The sequence below is a fragment of the Beggiatoa leptomitoformis genome, assembly GCF_001305575.3.
GTDB classification, from domain to species: domain Bacteria; phylum Pseudomonadota; class Gammaproteobacteria; order Beggiatoales; family Beggiatoaceae; genus Beggiatoa; species Beggiatoa leptomitoformis.
The window spans coordinates 257,010-277,755 of record NZ_CP012373.2 but is presented as its reverse complement, the minus strand read 5'-3'; the positions used below and the strand labels follow the sequence as shown (position 1 = coordinate 277,755).

16 protein-coding genes are annotated in these 20,746 nt (G+C 41.4%); 5 read left to right on the top strand and 11 right to left on the bottom strand.

The annotated features are described in order from the left end of the window. Nucleotides 1–33: 33 nt before the first annotated feature. Nucleotides 34–765 (top strand): HisA/HisF-related TIM barrel protein, encoded by a 732-nt coding sequence (locus tag AL038_RS01190; RefSeq protein WP_062147811.1) that lies wholly within the window; start codon nucleotides 34–36, stop codon nucleotides 763–765. Nucleotides 766–795: 30 nt separating this feature from the next. Then, entirely contained in the window at nucleotides 796–2,925 is a 2,130-nt protein-coding gene (uvrD, locus tag AL038_RS01185; RefSeq protein WP_062147808.1) for a DNA helicase II, read from the top strand. A gap of 163 nt (nucleotides 2,926–3,088) precedes the next feature. Here the strand turns inward: uvrD and AL038_RS01180 are convergent, their stop codons facing one another. The 11 genes from AL038_RS01180 to wrbA form a co-directional block, all read right to left on the bottom strand. Then, nucleotides 3,089–4,324 (bottom strand): ABC transporter permease, encoded by a 1,236-nt coding sequence (locus AL038_RS01180; protein WP_062147805.1) that lies wholly within the window; start codon nucleotides 4,322–4,324, stop codon nucleotides 3,089–3,091. Continuing rightward, nucleotides 4,321–5,013: an ABC transporter ATP-binding protein gene (locus tag AL038_RS01175; RefSeq protein ID WP_062147801.1), complete on the bottom strand. Its 693-nt coding sequence runs from the start codon at nucleotides 5,011–5,013 to the stop codon at nucleotides 4,321–4,323. The genes AL038_RS01180 and AL038_RS01175 overlap by 4 nt, the downstream gene beginning before the upstream one ends. After that, complete coding sequence (locus AL038_RS01170) at nucleotides 5,014–6,480, bottom strand: efflux RND transporter periplasmic adaptor subunit (RefSeq protein ID WP_062147797.1); 1,467 nt, start codon at nucleotides 6,478–6,480, stop codon at nucleotides 5,014–5,016. It abuts the gene before it with no gap. Between the two features lie 408 nt (nucleotides 6,481–6,888). Next, nucleotides 6,889–7,593, bottom strand: coding sequence for a Ni/Fe-hydrogenase, b-type cytochrome subunit (gene cybH / locus AL038_RS01165; protein WP_062147794.1), 705 nt, complete (start codon nucleotides 7,591–7,593; stop codon nucleotides 6,889–6,891). 11 nt (nucleotides 7,594–7,604) lie between these two features. After that, nucleotides 7,605–9,395: a nickel-dependent hydrogenase large subunit gene (locus AL038_RS01160; protein WP_062147791.1), complete on the bottom strand. Its 1,791-nt coding sequence runs from the start codon at nucleotides 9,393–9,395 to the stop codon at nucleotides 7,605–7,607. Next, a complete protein-coding gene (locus AL038_RS01155) occupies nucleotides 9,395–10,534 on the bottom strand; it encodes a hydrogenase small subunit (protein WP_062147788.1) in 1,140 nt (379 codons plus the stop codon). Before AL038_RS01155 ends, AL038_RS01160 begins: the two co-directional genes overlap by 1 nt. Nucleotides 10,535–10,991: 457 nt before the next feature. Further along, entirely contained in the window at nucleotides 10,992–11,168 is a 177-nt protein-coding gene (locus AL038_RS01150) for a hypothetical protein (RefSeq protein ID WP_161575409.1), read from the bottom strand. A gap of 154 nt (nucleotides 11,169–11,322) precedes the next feature. Continuing rightward, complete coding sequence (locus AL038_RS01145; RefSeq protein WP_062147786.1) at nucleotides 11,323–12,027, bottom strand: YiaD family glycine zipper/OmpA-like lipoprotein; 705 nt, start codon at nucleotides 12,025–12,027, stop codon at nucleotides 11,323–11,325. A 127-nt stretch (nucleotides 12,028–12,154) separates the two neighbouring features. Beyond that, nucleotides 12,155–12,613 carry a tRNA (adenosine(37)-N6)-threonylcarbamoyltransferase complex ATPase subunit type 1 TsaE gene (tsaE, locus tag AL038_RS01140; protein WP_062147783.1) on the bottom strand — a complete coding sequence of 153 codons (459 nt, stop codon included), beginning with the start codon at nucleotides 12,611–12,613 and terminating at the stop codon, nucleotides 12,155–12,157. Nucleotides 12,614–12,639: 26 nt separating this feature from the next. Next, nucleotides 12,640–13,401 (bottom strand): sulfite exporter TauE/SafE family protein, encoded by a 762-nt coding sequence (locus tag AL038_RS01135; RefSeq protein WP_062147780.1) that lies wholly within the window; start codon nucleotides 13,399–13,401, stop codon nucleotides 12,640–12,642. Between the two features lie 49 nt (nucleotides 13,402–13,450). After that, nucleotides 13,451–14,047, bottom strand: coding sequence for an NAD(P)H:quinone oxidoreductase (wrbA, locus tag AL038_RS01130; RefSeq protein ID WP_062147777.1), 597 nt, complete (start codon nucleotides 14,045–14,047; stop codon nucleotides 13,451–13,453). Between the two features lie 386 nt (nucleotides 14,048–14,433). On the opposite strand from wrbA, the gene AL038_RS01125 reads away from it, so the two are divergent. The 3 genes from AL038_RS01125 (at nucleotide 14,434) to AL038_RS01115 (ending at nucleotide 20,745) form a co-directional block, all read left to right on the top strand. After that, nucleotides 14,434–15,066: a DUF4398 domain-containing protein gene (locus tag AL038_RS01125; protein ID WP_062147775.1), complete on the top strand. Its 633-nt coding sequence runs from the start codon at nucleotides 14,434–14,436 to the stop codon at nucleotides 15,064–15,066. Nucleotides 15,067–15,312: 246 nt separating this feature from the next. After that, a complete protein-coding gene (locus tag AL038_RS01120) occupies nucleotides 15,313–15,873 on the top strand; it encodes a TOL_0243 family YfiR-like periplasmic protein (RefSeq protein WP_062147772.1) in 561 nt (186 codons plus the stop codon). 6 nt (nucleotides 15,874–15,879) lie between these two features. Then, nucleotides 15,880–20,745: a sensor histidine kinase, YfiR-like protein-associated gene (locus AL038_RS01115; RefSeq protein WP_062147769.1), complete on the top strand. Its 4,866-nt coding sequence runs from the start codon at nucleotides 15,880–15,882 to the stop codon at nucleotides 20,743–20,745. The last annotated feature ends 1 nt before the right edge of the window (nucleotide 20,746 follow it).

Sequence of the window (20,746 nt, the reverse complement as noted above, 5' to 3'; positions counted from 1 at the left end):
ATATATTTATAATATAACACTTTTTACTATTTGATGACACGCTCTAGCCAAATTATGCAAATTATTCCTGTTATTGACTTATTAGACGGTATCGTCGTTCACGCCCGCGCAGGTGAACGCGCTCATTACCATGCGATTCAATCACCACTCGCTACATCTGCCGAACCCATTGCTATTGTAGCGGGGCTACTACAGTTTTATCCCTTTACAAACTTGTATATAGCCGATTTAAATGCGATTCAACAACGCGGTGATAATCTTGCCAGTTTACGCCAATTACATCAGCATTTTCCCCATTTAAATTATTGGGTTGATAGTGGTATTCGCCATGTACAACATTACCAAAGTTGGCAAACGGCCGCACTTGGTACGGCTATTATTGGTAGTGAAAATCAAACCGATTTAACCCATTATCAATCTTTATTAGATACCGCGACGGCTGAAGGTTTTATCTTATCCCTAGATTTTCATCATGACCAATTTTTAGGCTTACCTGCGTTATGGACACATCCTAAGCTTTGGGCAAGTCGGTTGATTCTGATGAATTTAAATAAAGTTGGCGTTGCACAAGGTGTTGATGAAACCCGTTTACGCATACTTCAACAACAGCTTCCGCCAACAAGCCAACTATATGCAGCGGGTGGGGTACGGAATATTGACGATTTACACCGTTTACAACAACTCGATGTTGCAGGCGTACTCATTGCAACAGCTATTCATCAAGGCACTATTTGCCCTGCCGATATTGATGCGCTTGCACAATAACGACGGTTTACCTCAATCTAACAGATTCTTATGGAAGATATTTCCCACATTATTGACCCACTCAATGCCGTTCAACGCGAAGCCGTTGCAGCCCCCGCCGAGCATTTACTTATTCTAGCTGGGGCAGGCAGTGGAAAAACCCGTGTTTTAGTGCATCGTATCGCGTGGATTTTAGAAACCCAACAAGCAAGCCCCCACAATATCCTTGCCGTTACATTTACCAATAAAGCAGCAAGTGAAATGCAAACCCGCATTAATCAACTGCTACAAACGACAACCCTAGGCTTATGGGTGGGTACATTTCACGGAATTTGTCACCGCTTACTCCGTATGCACTGGCAAGAGGCGCGCTTACCCAGCACCTTTCAGATTTTAGACAGTGACGACCAACAACGGGTTATAAAACGGATTCTCACAACGTTTGCCCTAGATGATAAAATCTGGACACCCAAGCAAGTACAACAATTTATTAATAATTGTAAAGAACAGGGATTACGTTCACAACATATCATTGCAGAGGGTTATGACCTTTGGTTAAAACAAATGTTATCCCTTTATCAAACCTATGAAGAATATTGTCAAAAAAATGGGCTGGTTGATTTTGCAGAACTTCTCCTCCGTACTTATGAAACTCTAAGAGATAACACGGCATTACGAGCGACCTATCAAACCCGTTTTCGTCATGTGTTAGTTGACGAATTTCAAGACACAAATGATATTCAATATAAGCTGTTACGAATATTAGTAGGACAACATAGCTATTTATTTGCCGTTGGTGATGATGACCAGTCTATTTATGGATGGCGTGGGGCAAAAATTGAAAATATTCAAAACCTCAGCAAAGATTATCCAGCCATACACATGATTCGCCTAGAACAAAATTACCGCTCTACAGGCACTATTCTATCTGTCGCTAATAACCTAATTGCTAACAATAAAAAACGGTTAGGGAAAAATTTATGGACAGATGGCGAAGCGGGTGAACCTGTTTATCTCTATAGTGCTTACAGCGAAATAGACGAAGCACAATTTATTGTCGGTAAAATCGCCGATTGGGTGAAAAAATGGCAAGAAGTAGCGATTTTATACCGCACTTCTGCACAATCACGGGTATTTGAAGAAGCGTTGATACAAAAAAATATTCCTTACCGAATTTTTGGCGGATTACGTTTTTATGAACGGGCAGAAATTAAAGATGTTTTAGCCTATTTGCGCTTATTACATCATCGGCAAAATGACACCGCTTTTGAACGGATTATCAATTTACCAAAACGGGGAATTGGTGATAAAACCCTAGAAAATCTCCGCGCAATCGCTCGCCAACATCAATGTGCTTTGTGGGAAGCCGTTCATCATGCAATAAATGCCCAATTATTAACTAAACGCGCCGCAACGCCGCTATTAGAATTTGTCACGTTTATTGACAAACTGAGTGAACAACTGCTTGACTGTTCACTCAGTGAAAAAGTGCAACAGATTATTCAACAAATGGGATTAATCGCCCATTATCAAAAAGATGACCCGATTGATGCACAACGTCGTCAAGAGAATTTAGATGAATTGCTCCGCGCTACCCAACAATTTGAAACACAGAATAAAGAAGAGTTTGATATTGTAAGTGCTTTTCTTGCCCAAGCGGCTTTAGAAGCGGGTGAGGGACAAGGAAGTAAATTTGACGATTGCGTGCAACTTATGACGCTACATTCTGCAAAAGGGCTAGAATTTTCGCTGGTTTTTTTATGCGGGCTAGAAGAAGGGCTTTTTCCACATCAAAATAGTCTTGATGAAGGTAATTTAGAAGAAGAACGACGCTTATGCTATGTCGGCATTACCCGTGCGCGTCAAACATTATACTTATCTCACAGTGAAACCCGTGCGCAGTATGGACAGCGTAATAATGCCGAACAATCACGCTTTATTCGCGAAATTCCCAGCGAATTGTTGCAGGAAATCCGTCTTAAGAGTGCCTATTCTAATCATAGCGGTGTACAACCCAGTATTACATTACAAGTAGGTGATAATGTTAGTCATCCCACTTATGGCAATGGTGTGATTATCGAGCAGGAGGGACAAGGCGAATTAACCCGTTTTCAAGTACGCTTTGCCAAAGGTGCGACAAAATGGCTGTTATTGGCTTATACCCGCTTGGAAAAGTGTTAGATTTTTATCTGAACCACAACTCACTGAATTATCAGAATTAAAAGACAGGCAAAAAACACAGGGATAGCACCGCTTCCGCCATGCTATCCCTATTGCTTTATTCATCTTGTCTTTTAAACGCTGACAGCGCTATTAATTCTAAAAGTCCTGACTCAGATGGTTTTTATTCATAACGCAATGCGTCAATTGGATTCATACGGGCAGCCCGTTGGGCGGGGAAAAACCCAAAGAAAACCCCGACAAAAGCGGCTGACCCCAATGCGGATAAGGAAATCATAGGGTCTATGCTAATCGGAAATTGTCCCATTTGTGCCACAGCAAATGAACCTGCGGCACCAATACTCAGTCCAATTAATCCACCAACCACGCATAACGTAATGGATTCCACTAAAAATTGATTGCGGATGTCTTTACGTCTTGCCCCTAATGCGATGCGTAATCCAATTTCACGGGTGCGTTCGGTCACTGAGACGAGCATGATATTCATAATCCCAATCCCTCCCACAATGAGCGAAATCGCCGCCGTAGAAGCGAGCAATAAACTTAATGTATTTTGCGTTGCACTGCGGGCTTGAATAAATTCGGCAAGATTGCGTACTGAAAAACTGTCTTTTTCCCCTGTTTTTACGCCCCGCCGTACCCGTAATAAATCTTCTACATCACGTTGTACTTCGCTAACAACAGCATTATCAGAAACTTGTAACGCCATATCTTGCACATAGTCGCGGACGACATTATTCCCGCCAAATAAGCGGTTACGTGCAGTCGCAGTCGGGACAAAAATCACATCATCGTTATCCCTGCCCATAGAAGACTGTCCTTTTTCACCTAACACACCAATCACTTGAAAAGGCGTATTTTTAATGCGAATCACTGAGCCTACAGGTGACGCATCACCGAATAAATTTTCAATAACCGTATGTCCTAATAACGCAACTTTAGCCCCTGAGCGAATTTCTGACGCAATAAAATTGCGTCCGTCCACAATGCTCCAACCACGTACAGCAAGATATTCTTCATTTACGCCATAAACGGTTGTTGTCCAGTTTAAGCCCATAGCAATAATGGCGGCAGACCCTCTGACCGTGCCAGAAGCTGCAATGACATCAGGAATTTGTTCACGAATCGCTACAACGTCCGATTCTGAAAAAGGTCGCCCTGTGCCTGCACCTGATTGTCGTCCGCCCCCCATGTCCAAAGAACTAGGCATAACCATCAGTAAGTTACTGCCTAATTCTTGAATACGTTTTTCTACTTCTCGTTTTGCCCCTGTGCTGATAGAAACCATGATAATGACAGACGCAACGCCAATAATAATGCCTAACATGGCTAAAATACTGCGTAAAGCGTTTAAACGCAGGGCAAGAAAAGCAACTCGAACCGCTGTCCAAATACTCATGCGTGTTTGTCCTCTAAGAGTAAACCATCACGAAACATTAAACGTCGTTTAGCGTGGTCAGCAATATCAGGTTCATGCGTGACGAGAATAACCGTAATGCCCATTTGGTTGAGTTGTCCAAAAATTGCCATCACTTCTTCAGAGGTTTTTGTGTCTAACGCACCCGTTGGTTCATCTGCTAATAAAATACGCGGTTCATTAACCAATGCGCGCGCAATGGCAACCCGTTGTTGTTGTCCACCAGAGAGTTGTGAGGGTTGATGATCCATGCGTTGTCCTAGTCCAACCAGTTCTAAACATTGTTTCGCGCGCTCATGACGATTTGGGCGTGCTTTTCGGGAATAGAGCATGGGCAACTCCACATTTTCTAGGGCGGAAGTGCGAGCCAATAAATTAAATTGTTGGAAAACGAAGCCAATGACTTCATTACGAAAATAAGCCAGCTCATCCGATGATAAACTGCCTATATTACGCCCATCAATTTCTAATTCCCCGCTACTGGGTTTGTCTAATGCGCCGAGTAAATTCATAAAAGTAGATTTACCCGAGCCTGATGCACCCATAACAGCAACGTATTCACCCGCATAAATATCTAGGCTGATACCCCGCAAGGCTTGTAAAAGGTTGTCACCCATTTGATAGGTTTTGCACAGTTGTTGACAGCGGATTAAAGGGGAAGGAGTACACATTTATTTTTTTGCCTGTACTTTGGTAATCACTTTGTCACCGACCTTTAAATCATTGCCGAGTATTTCCGTTTTTTGGTCATCATTCACCCCTTGTTCAACATGATAAGAGCGGATTGAGCCATCACTTTTCTGTACCCAAACATCACCAAAATGGCGATTTTTCAAACCTTCTTGTAACGTTTGTAAACGGCTGAATTGTTCACTGGTTAAGACTGTACGCAAGGCCTGCATGGATCGCCCTGCATTCAATGATGGCGATGCGTTGCTGCCGAAGGGGTCTGGTGGTGCGGGCATATTTTGTCCGCTATTACTCCCTGTTTTATCTTTGGTTTCTTCAATCGCTACGCGGGCTTTTTCTAGTTGTTCTGCGGTTAAACCCATGTCTTTTTCTAATAAATTTAAAAGTTTTTCTTGTCTATCAGATAGTTTCTTCGTGTCATCACTTGTATTAATCCGTGCTTTAAATTCGTTGCTGGGGCGAAAACGTAATGCGTCATTAGAGATGACTAAGACATTACGGCGTTCACCCGTGACAATTTCAACATTAGCGGTCATGCCCGGTAATAGGTTTTTTTGTGGATTTTCCGCAGAGATAACAACGGTATAAGTAACAACATTGTCTAATTCGGTAGCGGCAAGGCGAATTTGTTCAATAACGCCTCGAAAACGCTGTTCGGGGTATGCGTCCACTGTGAAAAAAACGGGTGCATCAACCGAAACCCGTCCAATGTCCGCCTCATCAACCTGTGCGTCAATTTGAACTTGGCGTAAATCTTGGGCGATGGTGAATAATTCGGGTGCGGATAAACTGGCCGCAACGGTTTGTCCAATATCAACACTGCGTTTAACAACGATGCCGTTAATGGGGGAACGAATATAAGTACGGGCTAAATCAATTTCAGCACTTTCTAGTGATGCTTTACTTTGTTGAACATTTGCTTGGGCATTTTCCAGTTGTGCGCGTGTAATTTCTATTTCTGCGGCAGCAACTTGATAAGCAGCGCGGGCAGTATCTAAAGCTGATTCAGAAACAGAACCTTTAGCTTGTAATGATTTATTGCGTTGATATTCGCGTTCAGTATTCGCTGCGGTTACTTTGGTTCGTTCTAACGTTGCTTGTTGTACTTTAACAGTTGATTCAGCAACATTTAATGCTGCTTTTGCTTGATTAACACGGGTTTTGTAGGTGCTGTCGTCTAAACGCGCAATAATTTGGTCTTTTTTAACTTCACTATTAAAATCTGCTTTTATTTCAGTTAATTGTCCTGATAGTTGTGAGCCGACAGATACTGTAATTAATGCACGTACAGAACCAGAAGTAGAAACCACTTGGCGAATATCGCCTAATGTCACTTCACTGGTTTGGATAGTAAAGGCTTGTTTCGGGGTTTCTTGTTTTTGTGTTTTAAACCAGATGAATCCTGCAATAACGGCAATACTGAGAAAACCCCAGACAAGTTTTTTCATAACAAATACTCCAGCAGACTTTTTATGTAGGTGACATGGAGCTTGTACGTATTGTTTGTGCGGTTTCCGTCGTTAGTAGAAAAATATAAAGACAGTCCGTATTAAAACCATTGAAAGAGTGGGTTTAAATTGGCAATAAAATTCAGTTAATTGTTTCGAAAATTAAACGGATTAAAATGCAATTATTAAATTGCCTGTAGTGGTAATAACTTATTAATTTATAAAAAATTTTATATGTTTTATAAATTAATTTTAATGGGAAGTTGGTGGATAACTTTTAATACTTGGGCGGGAGCAATTTGTGGACAGCAGTGATACTGTTAGAGGGCGTATAAATATAAGCTGTTATTTATAGTAAATAATAGTTAAAAAGACTGATAACGAATTACCAGTCTTTTTCTTGATAACTTAATCTCGTGAGTCTTTAAACATCCGATAACCGCTAATCATGGTACTGACCAGACTTTGACGTGACATGATGTCTTCACGAATGGCCGCATAAATATGAATCATTACAAAAATTAACACTGCCCACATACCCAGTTGATGGAATGTGTGGACATCTTGGCTTTGTCCAAATAATGGAATCACCCAGCCAAATAGCACATCTTGCCAACTGCCCGCGCCTGTTCCTTCTGCGTATAACGCAAAGCCTGTCAACATCATGAAAGGTGAACCTAAGGTGATGAAGAAAAACATGGCAAGTTGGGCAAGCGGATTGTGTCCAACGTATTTTTTCGGTTCTTTTGCCAGAAAAAAATACCAACGCAATTCATAAATCACCTCAGACCACCATGTTAAATTGAATATCGGCAGGATAAACAATTGGCGGGAGTGGTGATTGCCAAAAAATGCCCAGTAAATTCGTGCAAAAAAGCCAATCGTGAAAATATACGCTGTCGCAAAATGGGTGAAGCGAATATAACCCATTACAAAATGCTCGCTTGCTTCCCCACCGATAGAGGGTAAGGGATGAGAGATTAAATAGCCTGTTATCATTAAGATTGTGATACACAAAGCATTTAACCAATGCCATAAACGCACAGGGGTTTCATAGACGTAAATGGATTGTACGTAACGAAACTTTCCTTTTGTTTCAACGGATGTTGTCATATAAACCTCCGCTATAACACCTTTACTTTTGCCAATTCTTGCCCGTCAGGGGAAATGACGTGGGTAGAGCAGGCTAAACAAGGGTCAAAGCTGTGTAAAGTCCGTAAAATTTCTAATGGTTGGTCAGCAACCGCAACAGGCGTATCTAGTAATGAAGCTTCATACGCGCCGATTTGTCCTTGTGGGTCACGTGGGGATGCGTTCCATGTGGTTGGTACAACGGCTTGATAGTTAGCAATTTTGCCATTTTCCACGACAACCCAATGTCCTAACGCACCACGCGGGGCTTCGCCATAACCAACGCCCTTCACTTTGCCCCATAAATTGGGGTCCCATTTTTCCATATTGGCTGTGTTGGAATCACCCGCTTTGATGTTGGCAACGAGTTTGTCAAACTGGCGACGCATTTCATGTGAGGCCCAAGAGGCTTCTAAACCCCGTGCGGCTGTCCGTCCTAATGTGGAAAATAAGGCAGTAATGGGTAAGCCTAAATCACTCAGGAGTTTGTCAACGGGTTCTTTAAACTCGGGCATATTTTTGGCGTAGCCGATGATATAGCGGGCTAAAGGTCCGACTTCCATTGCATGACCTTTCCAACGCGGGGACTTAATCCATGAATATTTGGCGGATTCATCGATTTGTTCAATATTGGTTTTTGTGCCTTTGGATTTGCTACCGAGTTCAAATTTAGGTTCAGTCACGCCATCCCAAGGGTGTAAGCCTTTGCTTTCATCAGCGTAGGCATACCATGAGTGGCTGACAAATTCTTGAATTTGGCTAGGGTCGCGTAGGTCAACATCGTAAACCGTGGATAAATCACCATTCAGAATTGCGCCAGCAGGCATTAATAGGCTCTTGTTGGTGTAGTCGTTGGCAATATCAGGAAATTCGCCGTAAGACATAACGTTTTTACCTGATAATCCACCGCCATATAACCAGTCTTTGTAGAACATGCCGATGGCTTTAATATCAGGTACATAAACCTTATCAATAAAATCAATTGTTTGGTCTATAATGCTGCTGACTAAGTTTAGGCGTTCCATGTTAATCGCCCCGACTGCGCCTGTATTGTCTAAATTAATTGCGCAGGGCATCCCGCCGACTAACCAGTTAGGATGGGGATTTTTTCCACCAAAAACGGTGTGAATTTTTACAATTTCTTTTTGAAAATCTAAGGCTTCTAAATAGTGCGCGACGGCCATTAAATTGGCTTCGGGCGGTAATTTATATGCAGGATTCCCCCAGTAGCCATTCATGAAAGGACCTAATTGTCCTGATTCAACAAAGGCTTTTAAACGGGTTTGAATATCTAAGAAATAACCGGGAGAGGATAAGGCCCAACTAGAAATGCTTTGGGCTAACTCGGAGGTTTTTTTCGGGTCAGCTTGTAAGGCACTGACGACATCAACCCAATCTAGCGCATGTAAGTGATAGAAATGAACTAAGTGGTCATGTGCGTATAAGCAGAGTTGCATTAAGTTACGAATAGTATTCGCATTTTCAGGGATTTTAATCCCAGCGGCATCTTCTACCGCGCGCACGGAAACAAGGGCGTGTGTGCCTGTACAAACCCCACAAATCCGCTCGCAAAATGCCCATGCATCGCGCGGGTCACGTCCTTTTAAAATAACTTCTAATCCGCGCCACATGGTTCCTGTAGAAACCGCGTTACGAATCACATTGTTTTCGTCTAAATTCACTTCGCAACGCATGTGACCTTCAATACGGGTCACTGGGTCGACAACAACGCGCTTGCCGCTATCGTCTAAAGAAAATCCATTTGGTGTTGTCACCACAGCCATTATTGCTCACTCCTTTCTACGGGTTCTATTTCTGCTTGCTGACCGCCTTTACGGGCGCGTTGAATCGCAGTTGCCGCGATATGGGCAACAATTGCACCACCAACCACGCCTGCTGCTGCCATACCTACTTTGTCTGCCGTCGCTTCTACGCCGATGTGTTCGCCCATTTTTGCAGCACCATCAATGTAATGTCCTACATCGGTGACACGGTCGTAGAATGAGCCTTTATCCCAAAAGCCATCTTCAGAACAGCCAATACAGCCATGTCCTGAGCCAATCGGGAAGGAAACGCCTTCATTCCAGCGCACGGTAGAACAGGCGTTGTAAGTGGTTGGCCCTTTACAGCCGACTTTGTACAAACAGTAGCCTTTACGGGCGTTTTCATCGTCCCATGCTTCTACGTATTGACCAGCGTCAAAGTGGGGGCGACGGTAGCATTTATCATGAATCCGTTGTCCATAGAACATTTTAGGACGACCTTGACGGTCTAATTCTGGCAGACGACCAAAGGTCAGCATGTAGGTAATCACGCCCGTCATGACTTCAGCAATCGGTGGACAGCCCGGAATTTTAATAACGGGTTTATCTAAAATAACTTTATGTACGGGGGTTGCTTGGGTTGGATTGGGTTTTGCCGCTTGAACACAGCCCCAAGATGCGCAAGAACCCCATGCAATAACGGCTTTCGCGCCTTCTGCGGCACGTTTTAGTTGTTCGACAAAGGGTTTACCGCCAATAATGCAGTACATACCATCTTCATTTAGCGGGGGATTTCCTTCTACAGCAAGAATGTAATTACCTTTATATTTTGCAATGGTTTCTTCCAAACAGGCTTCTGCTTGGTGTCCTGCGGAGGCCATGAGAGTATCGTCATAATCTAGCGATAGCATGGATAACACCACATCCTTAGCAAGCGGATGGGCGGAGCGAATAAACGATTCTGAGCAACACGTGCATTCTAAACCGTGTAGCCAAATAACGGGCGTGCGCGGTTTTGTTTCCATCGCGTGCGCGATTTGTCCAATGTATTCGGGTCCTAGCCCTAGTGCTGCCGCCGTTAAACTGCAAAACTTGAGGAAGCTCCGCCGAGTGATGCCTTGTCGCCGCATCACCTCGTAATAGGTATCAATTGTGGACATGGTGGTTTTCCTAATAGATGTTTTTGAAATTGCTATGTACTAACCATTTTTCGTCAATCTATAAGACGGGAATGAATTCACATAATAAAACGCTAACTATAAAGAAGTTTAACCTAGTTAATCAATCTTAATTTTTTTAATAAAAAAATGGTTATTTTTTATTTTGTTATGTCACTTTAGTTTATTTTAATAGTTGATTTAAATGATAGGGTATTTTTTGTGTCTTGAAATAATTATTAGTATTACTAATTGAAAGTTAGTATTTTTTTTATTAAAACAAGTCTATTTTTTCTTTTTATACAAAAAATGATTAATTTGCATGGGTAATATGCACAATGAAAAAAATAGGTAGCGTCTAACAACTGTTTTTCGTCCTTAAATGTTGTTGGTTTTGATAATTCTGTGCATTCTGGTGTGGGTTATAAGCAACAGTACTATAAAAAGATTAAATAGAATATCAGTAAAAAGAGCGCATCAATAGAACAATTTGCTCGTTACCAAGCTCTGCTTGGTAATGCCTGCCTTGCAAGCTCCGCTTGCCGAGTACAAGCGGACTTAAGCGTGGGACGTTCAAGTACCCGCCAAGCAGAGCTTGGCGAATAGGCATTACCAAGTGAAACTTGGTAACGAGCAATAGACAGCGTCTAACAACTGTTTTTCGTCTTTAAATGTTGTTGGTTTTGATAATTCTGTGCATTCTGGTGTGGGTTATATTGCATAAAAAAACGGATAACTTCATATAATATAAAGTTATCCGTAATAAAATGATTATTACTTTCGGTTTGCTATTATTGCGGTTGTAACAATTGAGGTTGTTGACCTTGTGATTGTTGTTGTAGTTGTTCAGCACGTTTTTGGTCAACAGAAATTTTGATTTCTACACGACGATTTTGTGCTTTACCCGCAGCGGTTGAATTGGAGGCAATCGGCATAGATTCACCGTAACCCATAGAACTTAAACTAGAAATACCGATATTTTTTCTCCGTAAGAATAGTTCTACTGCACCCGCACGACGTTCAGACAGGTCTTTGTTATATGCGTCTGTGCCATCACTGTCGGTATGACCTTCAATAGTAACGATGTTTTCAGGATATTTGGAGAATACTTGCGCCAGTTCGTCAAGTTTGATGGATTCGCTTGCCTTGATGTCGGATTTATCCCAGTCGAATAAAATCTTCATGCGGGCTTCAATTTTTTGTTGTTCTTTGTCGTAGTTGACGGTTTCAACACCGGGTACTTTTTCTAGTTCTTCGGTTTGTTGACTCATGCGTTGTCCGATAAACGCACCTAACATAGTGCCAGCAACTGCGCCAATAATCGCGCCTTCTTTTTTGTTACCTGATTGGTGTCCAATCACACCGCCTAATACACCGCCTGCAACTGCGCCAATCCCAGCACCTGCGCCAACAGTCTTGGTTTGGCTACTTGCGCCACATCCTGAAAGAATGAGCGCGGAAACCATTGCGGCAACCATGATATGTGTCAATTTCATAAAAACCTCTTGTGATAATAAATAGGGGTAAAACGGCCATTGTAATCGGTTTTACTTAGGGGTAAATCCATACATAAGAAAAGCACTATAGGCAATATTGCTGACGATTTGTTTATATTCAATGTGTTTATGTCAGTTGGGCTAAGGTGATTTTTCCTGCGGGGGTTTGTGCGGTAATGTTAAGTTCACGGCTGGTTATTGTGCGGTAATGCAATTCTATGACCAAATCGGGCGTACCGAGTAAAGCACCGCCCCGTTCTGCCCATTCAAAGACGCAAACAGCGGTTTCTGCTAAATAATCTCTGATACCCATGTATTCTAATTCTTCTGGGTCTGTCAGGCGGTAGAGGTCAAAGTGATAGAGTTGGTGTGTCGGTAATTTGTAGGGTTCTACAAGGGTGTAGGTAGGGCTTTTGACGATGCCTTGATGTCCTAACGCATTGATAAAGCCGCGCACAAAGGTTGTTTTTCCCGCTCCAAGTTCGCCAATCAGGTGTATGGTTAGTTGTGGTGGACAAATTAACGCCAGTTTTTTGCCCCATTGCGCCATCGTTTGGGCCGAGTCTATCAGTTGTGTGGTAAACATGCGGGCGGTTGCCTTTTTAAGGAAGATTAGCGAAGAAAATAATAAAAAGTCAGCCCCGTCCCAACAAGGACAATAAAGCGTTTTAAATAAAGGGGCGGAAGGCGACGGGCGAGGCTAACACCTGCATATCCACCAATAATAGAGCCTGCCATCATTATTAGGGTATGTGACCAGCTCACTGCGTTTGCAAGTATGAAGGTGATAACGGCAACGCTATAAATAACAGCGGATAGGATGTTTTTTAAGGCGTTTAGGGTGTGTAAGTCGTCTTGACGACTGATTGCAAGCGTTCCCAGTAGCATAATGCCCAAACCTGCACCAAAAAACCCGCCATATATTGCAGTCATTAGTTGTAATGTTTTATCAAATAGTTGGCGTTGCAAGCGAGAGCTTGTCGAGTGGTGTGAGTGGTGTAAGACTTTTCTGAGTCTGTCACTGAATGCGAATAGGAGCGTTGCTAATAAGATAAGGTAGGGAATTAAATTTACAAATAAAGCCTCTTCAATGCTTAGGAGTAATACGCCCCCAATAACGCCCCCACATAAGGCGATGGAGAGTAAAGGAATGAGGTTTAATGTGGGTTGTCGGAGTTCGTGGTGATATGCCCAAGCACTCGCAATGCTCGCAGGGCAGAGCGCGACGACGTTGCTAGCATTGGCGATAACAGGTGGTACGCCTATCGCTAATAAAACGGGAAAAGTGAAAAATGTGCCTCCCCCTGCAATGCTATTTAATGCACCAGCCATTAATGCCGCTATGACCAACAGTAGGCTATCGAGTAGTGTCATTGTTAAATTTATCTTGTTTGAACATTCTGATGCAGACAATCTTTATTTGTTATTTGCGGTTTAAAGCGATTGCGGTTTGTGCCAAACGCTTGCCTAGCGCACGACATAAACGGTGTTCCGCTTCGCTTAAACTGTTCTGTTGTTCAACCCCTGCGAAATGGCTCGCCCCATAAGGCGTTCCCCCACTGCGGGTATTGAGTAAATCCGCTTCAGTATAAGGAATACCCATAATCAGCATTCCATGATGCAGTAGTGGCAAAAACATGGAGGTTAGCGTTGTTTCTTGCCCACCATGCAAACTGCTACTGGAAGTAAAGACGCATGCAGGTTTGCCAACTAATGCACCCGCTAGCCATAAACGACTGGTCTGGTCAAGAAAATATTTCATTGGGGCTGCCATGTTACCAAAATAACAAGGACTACCTAAAGCCAATCCATCACAAGCCTGTAATTCTTCTAGGCTTACATACGGTGCGCCCTTGTCTGGAACAGTAGGTGCGCTTGCCTCACAAACAGTGGATACAGGCGGTACAGTGCGGAGCATTGCTTGACAGTTAGGGACTTCTTCAACACCGCGTGCAATTTTTTGTGCCATTTGTGCCACATGTCCGTGGCGGCTGTAATACAAAATGAGGATTTCTAACATAAGAAAAATCTAATTCCTTTGATAGCATAAAGTAAATTCATAACAATTGGTTTGTTGCAAATAATTGGTATCGTAGTAAAAAACCAACAGCGTGGCGTATATAACATATTTTTGTCGTATATTTCCCAACTTTTGAACATCCGAAATTTTATTTTTCAAGGCGATTTATCGCATTTTTCATTTAATCCGTAGTTTTCTTGACAGTCAATTATACACTGGTAATAATTTTAGCCAAAAAGACTTATAGTTATCTTATTATACATTTCATTATTTTTAATTTATTACTCTGCCATATCCCTGAAAATACCTTGTCATTACATTAAGATTTTCAAATAAACACGGGATAAATTATTATATTCTCTTTTCTTAACCAGTGGAGTTTATTCATGCGAACCGTACCCCAGTCACTTGGTACTTTAATGCTCTTTTTATTGACAATGGGGGGTTGTGCGAGTGTACCTATTCAAGAAATGAGTGATGCTCGTCAAGCCTTAAAGGCGGCGCAAGATATACAAGCAGAGCGTTATGCACTTTATAAACTAGAAGCAGCAAAAGAAAGTTTGTTAGAAGCAGAACAAAATTTAGAAAGTGGGAATATGAATCAAGCGCGTTATGCAGCGGTTCGAGCAAAAGAACAAGCCGTTGGGGCGCATAATGTCACAATTGCCTTAGATCGGGCTGGGGAAATGTGGGAGCGATTAGTTAATTTAGGCTTACAACCTGCGCACATAGAAATTATTTTACAAAAGGCAAAGGCTAGCGCACAAGAAGGTGCAATTGATGACAGTCTCTCTTTAGTAGAAATTTTTTCCCGCGAAGGACGTGATTATTTAAATCTATTTTACCTTGAACAAGCTAATTTACTCATCGTGGCAGTACGTAATCATCAAACTCAATTAAATAGTGATCAATTAGCAACCCTACAAGCAGCCGAATTAGCTTATCAGGCGGGTAGAGGAGAAGAAGCAATTAATTTAATTAGAAACCTTCACAATCGTTTACAGTATTCAACGCCATAACTGATTAACAGGATTGTGCATTTTTTGAGTGTGCCAACAGCGTGCTATTTTGTCCTCAAACTGTGACAAATTACTATGCTAATAAATTGTTTATAAATAAAATTCACCTGATAATTTATAATCTAACTATTTTATTGGTCAATAAACTAAAAGAATCCAGTACAATAGACAGGTTTATAGCGTGACTACACTCTCTCATCACGTTCATCACGTCAGCCACCAATTAATTGCCCACTGAGAAATGTCGTGATTTCAAAGTTATCATTTCAACTACAGCTCTTGTTTTTTCTATTAGGAAGTTGTTTACCTTATGCCTGTTTTGCTACGCCAACTGTTGCAACTGAATATCAGGTAAAAGCAGCTTTTTTATATAATTTTGCTAATTTCATCAGTTGGCCTTCTACCGCATTTACTGACAGCACACAAACTTTTCAAGTTTGTATTTTTGGCACTGACCCTTTTGAAGAAGTGTTAGATAATCTTTTAAAAAACCAAAATGCCAAAGATAGAAAAATAAAGGCAGTACGCTTATTAAACACAGCGACAATTAATAACTGTCATATCTTATTTATCGGTCAATCAGCCCAGATTCAACTAGAAGACTTATTGGCGTTGTTAGACTCTTATTCCGTCTTAACAGTCAGCGATATACCCGATTTTGTTTTGCGAGGTGGCATGATAGAGTTTTTCACAGTAGATAATAAAATTCGGTTAGCCATAAATCCCGATAAACTCGAAGCAGCAGGAATGAAAGCGGATGCTAACTTGCTTCGTCTTTCCAAAATCATGCGTCCTTTACGAGATTAATGTCTAATGCGAGCGTTTGCTAACTTATCCATTCGTCATAAATTAGTCTTCATCACAATGTTGACTAATGTGGTCGCATTGCTCGTTGCCTCAACCTTTTTTGCGATGAACGAGGTCAACTCTCTACGCACAGCCATGATACGTGATTACACCGTATTGGCTAAAGTATTAGGCGCAAATAGCGCAGCTCCACTTATTTTTCTTGCACCTGAAGCGGCAAAAGACTCTTTAGCCTCATTAAGTTTTGAGCCAAATGTCACGGCCGCAGTGATTTATGACCAAAGCGGAGCAGTCTTTGCGACGTATCAACGCAACGAGTCAATTTCCTTTGACCCGCCCCCTGTTGAAGCAACTAATTACCAATTTAAATCAAATCATCTGGATATATTTGAAGATATTGTTTTTAAAAATAAAACTATCGGCGCGTTATATATTCAATCAGATTTAGGGCGTATTAATAGCTTATTGCTTGAATACGCTGTGATTATCTTAATCATTTTATTAATTTGTTCTTTACTCGCATTCGGTGTTTCTACCTTTTTACAGCCCTTAATTTCCCGTCCAATATTACACCTTGTGGAAACAACCAGCGTTGTTGGTCGACAAGGGGATTATAGTATTCGCGCACGTGCTTACAGTAATGACGAATTGGGCTTATTAGTAAAAGGGTTTAACAATATGTTGGCGCAAATTCAAAAACGCGACCAAATGTTAGCTAAACACCGTGAACATTTAGAAGAACAAGTAAACTTACGAACGGCAGAACTATCCTTAACAAATAAGGAGCTGGAAAAAACCGTTCAAGACTTACAAGAAGCAAAAGAAGTTGCAGAAGCAGCCAGTCAAACCAAAAGTGAATTTTTGGCAAATATGAGTCATGAAATCCGCACTCCCATGAATGCTGTCATTGGTATGGCGGGTTTATTACAAGAAACCCCATTAAGTGCGCAACAACGCGATTTTGTCGAAACTATTCGCACCAGTAGTGATACATTACTCTGCTTAATCAATGATATTTTAGATTTTTCTAAAATTGATGCAGGTAAGTTAGAATTAGAAGAAAATTTATTTAATCTACGTGAATGTGTTGAATCTGCACTGGATTTAGTCGCACCACGCGCCGCCGAGAAAAACTTAGAACTCACGGCGTTTTTTGACCATGAGGCACAACAAATACCTGATTACTTATGCGGTGATTTAACCCGCTTACGTCAGGTTTTAGTCAACTTATTAACCAATGCAGTAAAATTTACCGAACAAGGTGAAGTTGTCGTTATGGTTTCTGCTCGGCTTTTACCCGCGCAACAAGCAGACAATCAAATTGAATTATATTTTGCCGTTAAAGATACAGGCATCGGTATCCCGTCTGATCGCATAGACCGTTTATTCTTATCTTTCAGTCAAGTTGATGCGTCTATGACACGCAAATATGGCGGTACAGGATTAGGGTTGGCTATCTCTAAACACCTATGCGAATTAATGAAAGGTAAAATTTGGATAGATAGTGAAATTGGCAAAGGATCAACTTTTTACTTTACAATTACCACTACCATTGGAGAAAACCCAAACACCACCATACCCAGTATCCCGATTGAATTAGTTGGTAAACATTTGCTGATTGTTGATGACAATGCGACTAATTTACGTATTTTAAAACTCCAAACCCAACAATGGGGAATGGCTGCAGAAGAAGCCTTTTCAGGGAAAGAAGCCTTAAATCGCCTACAACAATCCACAATACCCTTTGACCTCGTGATTTTAGACATGCAAATGCCTGAAATGGACGGGTTGACATTAACAAAAGAAATCAGAAAAACATATAATATTAAAGAACTACCCATTATTATGTTGACTTCATTGGGCAGACATCATGCAGATATTAGCCCTCATCTGTTTTCTGCCTATTTAACTAAACCTGTTAAAGCCGCTCAATTACTCACGGTTATAAAATCTGTTTTTAGCCCGCAATCGCTAGATCCTTCTCAACACATTGAATTATCTTCTCCTGACCAAGACATGGCGAAGAAACATCCTTTACGTATTTTATTAGCAGAGGATAATCTTACAAATCAAAAAGTTGCTATTCACTTACTTCGTCGTCTCGGCTACTCTGTTGATATTGCTAGTAATGGTAAAGAAGCCGTAGAGGCCGTTGCGCGCCAACATTATGATACTATCTTAATGGACGTACAAATGCCTGAAATGGACGGGTTTGAAGCAACAGAACAAATTCGTGAACGCTGGCAACATTTTGAACAACGTCCTTACATTGTTGCAATGACGGCTCATGCTTTACAGGGATATCGGGAAAAATGCCTAGCGGCAGGCATGGATGATTATGTAACTAAACCCATTCGTCGCGAAGAACTCGTTGCTGCATTATGGCGTAGTCCTTCACGGTTACAATTACAATCTGTAGAACCCCCATTACTCACGGTTTCTACACCAACTACACCAGTAAAAACGTCTCAGCAACCTACTGTAATTAATAATACACCGACAATAATGACTGATATGAATCAACTTTCTTTGCTGAAGGAACAACTCCAAACGGCATTATCCAGTTTAATTGGTGATGATGAACCTGAATTAATCCGAGAATTAATGACCACCTATTTAGATGGGGGAGAAAGCTTAATCGAGCAATTATACAGCGCGATAGCCGATTCAAGTGCAGTTGACATGGCATTGCTTGCACAAGTGACGCATAGCCTTAAATCAAGTAGTGCTAGTTTGGGGGTTTTAGAACTAGCCGATTCTTGCAAAGAGGTTGAATATCAATGTCGACAAGGGGATAGCACTGATATTGTATTAAAAACACAGAAAGTTATCAGTGAGTATCATCAGGTTAAACAAGCAATACAAAGCTTGTTAGGCTTAGAAATCAGTCCGCCACTTCCACCCTTTTCACATGGCACACCGACGACTGAAACATCTGCGTTAGTGACAACAACTGATTTAGACACGCTAAAAACACAAATTACTGAGGCATTAACCCTATTAGTTGGTGATGAACAAGCGTTATTACTAGAACTCGTTGAAACCTATCTACATGATAGTCAAGAATTAGTTAAGAATATGCAAACTTATCCCAGTGCTACCATGGATTTACAAACGGTTGAACGGGCAAGTCACAGCTTAAAATCCAGTAGTGCAAGCCTTGGTGCTGTTGCACTCGCAGAATTATGTCGTCAAGTTGAAAGCCAAACCCGCCAAGGGCAAACTCAAGGGCTAACGGAAAAAATCCAACAATTAGCAGCAGAATATCAACAAGTGCATCAAGTACTTGAACATTTTTTTTTGTCCATCACCTCGCCCATAAAGACAACACAATCTGTTAACTTAATTGAGGAAAAACAGACTAGTGAGCAACTAGCACATATCGTTTTACAAACATTAACTACCATTATTGGCGACAATGAACATGCACTGCTGCTGGAACTGATTACAAGCTATCTTGAAGAATCCGACGTTGCCATTCAACTGTTGCAGCAAGCAGTTGAACAAAAAGATACTGTCAGTATTACCAGATTAATTCATAGTTTTAAGGCAAACAGTAGCAATCTTGGACTGCACAAATTAGCCAACGCTTGCCAACAATTAGAACACTATAAAAGTAATCAACAAATTGACTTATTAGCAAATGGGTTACAAACACTATTAGAAGCCTATTATCAGGCTAAACAAGCACTAGAAATATTAATAACACCGCCTGCTCCTGTTATCCCTGCTACAAGCAACACCATTGCTTGCGAAGACAATCAACCCACCTTTACAGTAAGCACCCCCGACCCAGCCCAGGTAAAGATTTTAGTTGTAGATGACCAACCCTATGATTCTTTACTAGTTAGTGCCTATTTACGGGAAGAGGGCTACAATGTGCTGGTTGCTAGCACAGGGCAAGAAGCAATTGAATTAGTTATTAATCAATCACCTAACATCGTTTTGTCCGACGTAATGATGCCAGAAATGAATGGATTTGAAGTTTGCCAACAAATAAAATCCCGTCATGAAAGCATCTTAACCCCCGTTGTTTTACTCACCGCACTAGAAGGACGAACAGAACGAATTAAAGGCATTCAAGCAGGGGCAGATGAATTCATTTCCAAACCCATTAACCGAGAAGAGCTACTTGCCCGTATTCGCTCACTATTACGCTATCAATATGCCAGAACCCAACTAGAAGAAGCACAAAAATTACAACTCAAAAGTGTTTTTAAACGCTATGTTTCTCCAAAACTGGTCGACGAAATTCTTGCAACCCCCGAAAAGGCAGAAATTGTACTAGCTAATCAACAAAACCGTTTAGATGGTGTGATTATGTTTGCCGATTTGCGTGGTTTCACCACCATGTCCGAAGTATTACAACCCATTCATGTTGTAAGTTTATTAAACGAATTTTTTACCATGCTGACAGAAATTGGCTATCAATATGACGGCACTATTTTTAACATGGCAGGTGATTGTTTATTAATCGGTTTTGGCGTACCGTTTAACCAAATAGATGCACCACAACGGGCGATTCATGCCGCGTTAGACATGCAACACGCTTTTGTTGCACTCCGTGACGCATGGCATCAACAACATCAAGTAACCGTTGGATTAGGCATTGGAATTAATAAAGGAGAAATTATTGTCGGCAACGTAGGCTCACCCAACTATATGAATTATACTGTAATTGGGGACACAGTGAATGTTGCATCACGCCTTGTAAACTTAGCCAGTCGTGGAGAAATTATTCTTTCACACAGTATTTTTAATGCGATAGAAGATATGTCGCTAACATATCCTGTTGAATCCCTCGCGCCTGTACAATTGAAAGGCAAATCGCAACTTCAACAGATTTACCGTATCGTTTGCTCTGCTGTGTGAC